Source organism: Rhodohalobacter halophilus (assembly GCF_001715195.1).
GTDB classification, from domain to species: domain Bacteria; phylum Bacteroidota; class Rhodothermia; order Balneolales; family Balneolaceae; genus Rhodohalobacter; species Rhodohalobacter halophilus.
In genome coordinates this window covers 1-3,011 of the sequence record NZ_MDWE01000028.1, presented here as the reverse complement: position 1 = coordinate 3,011, position 3,011 = coordinate 1, and the positions used below count along the sequence as shown (strand labels likewise).

At 47.0% G+C, this 3,011-nt stretch carries 4 protein-coding genes; 2 read left to right on the top strand and 2 right to left on the bottom strand.

Annotated elements, in window-relative coordinates; translation table 11 throughout:
- Positions 1–399 (bottom strand): InlB B-repeat-containing protein (locus BG260_RS08725; RefSeq protein ID WP_218089750.1); only part of this gene is annotated, 399 nt, incomplete at its 3' end.
- 139 nt (positions 400–538) lie between these two features.
- On the opposite strand from BG260_RS08725, the gene BG260_RS14175 reads away from it, so the two are divergent.
- Positions 539–691 carry a hypothetical protein gene (locus tag BG260_RS14175; protein ID WP_176719467.1) on the top strand — a complete coding sequence of 51 codons (153 nt, stop codon included), beginning with the start codon at positions 539–541 and terminating at the stop codon, positions 689–691.
- Positions 692–841: 150 nt separating this feature from the next.
- On the opposite strand, the gene BG260_RS08720 is transcribed toward BG260_RS14175, so the two are convergent.
- Positions 842–1,360, bottom strand: coding sequence for a DUF6252 family protein (locus tag BG260_RS08720; protein WP_141691557.1), 519 nt, complete (start codon positions 1,358–1,360; stop codon positions 842–844).
- Positions 1,361–1,606: 246 nt separating this feature from the next.
- Here BG260_RS08720 and BG260_RS08715 point away from each other — a divergent pair, with 246 nt between their 5' ends.
- The gene (locus BG260_RS08715; RefSeq protein WP_083750209.1) at positions 1,607–2,842 is read left to right on the top strand and encodes an aspartate aminotransferase family protein; all 1,236 of its coding nucleotides are present in this window, start codon (positions 1,607–1,609) and stop codon (positions 2,840–2,842) included.
- Positions 2,843–3,011 lie beyond the last annotated feature (169 nt).

The window sequence follows — 3,011 nt, the reverse complement described above, 5'->3', positions numbered from 1 at the left end:
CTGCTGCAACACCTTTTCGGTAACGGCTCCCTCGCCTTCAACATTGACCGTCAGCTCATAACTTCTAATCTCAAAATTGGCCGTCAGTGAGTAGTTCGCATCGGCAGTAAACGTCAGCGGATTTTGAGAACTCTCCTTGTCACCGGTCCAACCGTTAAAAACATACCCATCCTCAGCATGAGCCTGCAGCTCCACAGTGTCACCCTCTTCATAGGTTTCACTGTCTGATGGCGTAATCGTACCGGCACCCGATGGGTTCACGTCAACCGATACAGTGTAAGTTTCAGATTCCGGCTCCTGTTCTCCGTTCTCCGGGCCGGTCGGTCCCGAATCTCCGCAGGAGGTCAGATAAAATATAGCTATGGATAATGTGATGAATTGATTTCGTAATCGTTTCATAGATGAAGTTGTATCTCTTAGAGGTATAGTTTGCTCAATTAGATATGCGTAAAGTCAAAAAAGAAAATGTCAAACTTCAGATAATCAGATTGGGATAACTAGCAATTTAACCCGACTAATTTTTAAATCTTTATTTAATATGATTATCGTTGGAATTGGCGGGGACCAGCACACCATCCTGGTAACCACACGCCACAAAAAACGATTCATCGAATGGCTGATCACACGAAGCAATGCACGCGTTCTGGCTCAGGTTGCCGCCGTGCCGCTGATTATGATTCCGAATGATTAGATCACAAAAAATCCCGCAGCACTACGTACTGCAGGTTTGAGGCTTTAAAACAAATTTCAATTTGATATACCCCCCCCTATGTCCCCTCCTTGAAAAGGAGGGGATTTTATCAATGCCTTTATATTCTTTTTTTGATCGGGTACACGTTAATTAATCGAATTGTCTTGGTTTTGCTTCAAACTGGCCGTTTGTAATCGTAACCGTTTCTCCACCTTCACTGGAAGCAGTAAAGCTGAACGTACCGCGTATCAGATCATCCGATGAGTGCGTAATTTCCAGGGTACCGCCGGTTCCTTCGCTAAATGTGGAGTACTCAACTGCATCGGCAAATCCGGCTTCGGTATCCGTAAAAATGGCCAGGTAGTCGTCCGGGCCCCCACCGATTGAATATGTGCCGGGTTCCGGATTTTCAATTTCACTTTGCGATGTTCTCTGAAACTGGAGTGAAAAACTTTGCGGGTTGAAGTCGTGAGTAGAAATTTCCCAGGTGTATAGACTGTAAGCAGACATGGAGTAGAAATCGGCCATCCCCTCCTTATCTCCTTCCAAAGCTCCGCTCACTTCAAACGTGACGGTTCCAAGTTCATCCAAATCGTCGTTGGATGTGGAGTCTGAACAGCCTCCGCAAAAGGAAAATATTAGTATTGATAATAGCAGAGTTAGTGACATATTTTCCATCGTTTATCGTTTTGATCGTTTTTAGTTTACCGTAAGGTTTCCTTTATAAGCGCAGAGTTATTTGAAATACTTTCACTTCTAACATAAATAGTTCAGAACCGGCTCATTAGGAGCAGAAAAACCGGATAGCGTTTAAACAAGCTCTTTTATACTTTGAAGTGAAGGGCCGATCAATTGCGATTTCATCTTGTCAGCCCTACTGAAATTTCGTTGTGAAAAGAATCCAATTTTGATTTTATGTCTGCCAATATTCCCGGAAAAGTGCTTAAAACAGTAAAAACACTTCTTGGTAAGCGGTCCGCACAAAAAAAAGCGGATAAATACCACTTCAACCTCTACAACCGATACCCGATCACCCTGGTAAAAGGTAAAGGCGCCAAAGTTTGGGATGATGAGCGTAACGAATATATCGACGCACTGGCCGGCATTGCCGTGAACAGCCTGGGCCATTGCCATCCACGAATCGTGAAAGCGATTCAGAAGCAGGCGGCCAAGCTGATGCACATCTCCAACTTCTACTACAATGAGCCGCAAAGCGATCTGGCTGAAAAATTGGTGAACGTATCCGGTATGGACCGTGCCTTTTTCTGCAACAGCGGTGCCGAAGCCGTTGAAGGTGCCATCAAACTCGCTCGGAGGTACTCTTACCTGAAAGGGAAGACCGGAACCGTTCTGTCGATGGAGAGTGCATTTCACGGCCGCACGCTGGCCACCATCACCATGGGTAAGGATAAATACCGTGAGGGGTATGAACCGCTTCCATCCGGTTTTACAAGAGTACCCTTCAATGACGTGAAGGCTCTGAAAAAAGCGATCGACGAACATATTGTAGCAGTTATCCTCGAACCGATTCAGGGCGAAGGCGGTGTCACTCCCGTAACGAAGGAATTTCTCCAAACAGCACGTGGCCTCTGCGATGAGTATGATATCCCGCTCATCCTGGACGAAGTTCAAACCGGCATTGCCCGTACCGGTAAGATGTTTGCCTTTCAGCACTACGGCATAGTGCCCGATATCATTGCATCCGCCAAAGCACTCGGTTCGGGTTTTCCGATCGGAGCCGTGATCGCTAAAGAGAAGTTTGCAAAGGCGTTCTCTCCCGGCAACCACGGCACAACGTACGGAGGAAATCCGCTTGCCTGCGCGGCCGCACTTGAGACCCTGAAAACCATCGAAGATGAGGAGATCTGTGATAAGGCGCGCGTTCGGGGCAACTACATGATGCAGCGCCTGAAGGATCTTTCTCAAAACTGGAGCGCCATCCGGGAAGTGCGCGGGCTCGGTTTGATGATCGGTGTAGAGCTCAGCTTTCCGGGACGCGAGGTGGTCAATGAAATGCTGAAACGCGGCGTGCTCTCCAACTGCGCCTCAGAGGTTGTGATTCGGATCGTCCCGCCGCTCATCATATCCAAAGAGGAGATTGACACGGTAATTGATGTGCTGGTGGAATCTATAAAAGAGGTCGATAAGTAAGGCTACGGGCTACTTACTCCAGATCCTCCTCAACTACCTGAAAATAAATCGTTGGAATCGAATGGTACCATCGACGATTTGAGATTTCATGTTGTCGATATTCGATATGTGATGTTTTTTCCGTTTCCAGTCTGACGAATTACACAAAGCGGTTTGTCTGTCGGATAGG

Excerpts from the sequence above, each read along its gene's own strand:
- BG260_RS14175 (WP_176719467.1), top strand. The coding sequence starts at position 539 with ATGATTATCGTTGGAATTGGCGGGGACCAGCACACCATCCTGGTAACC.
- BG260_RS08720 (WP_141691557.1), bottom strand. The coding sequence starts at position 1,360 with ATGTCACTAACTCTGCTATTATCAATACTAATATTTTCCTTTTGCGGA.
- BG260_RS08715 (WP_083750209.1), top strand. The coding sequence starts at position 1,607 with ATGTCTGCCAATATTCCCGGAAAAGTGCTTAAAACAGTAAAAACACTT.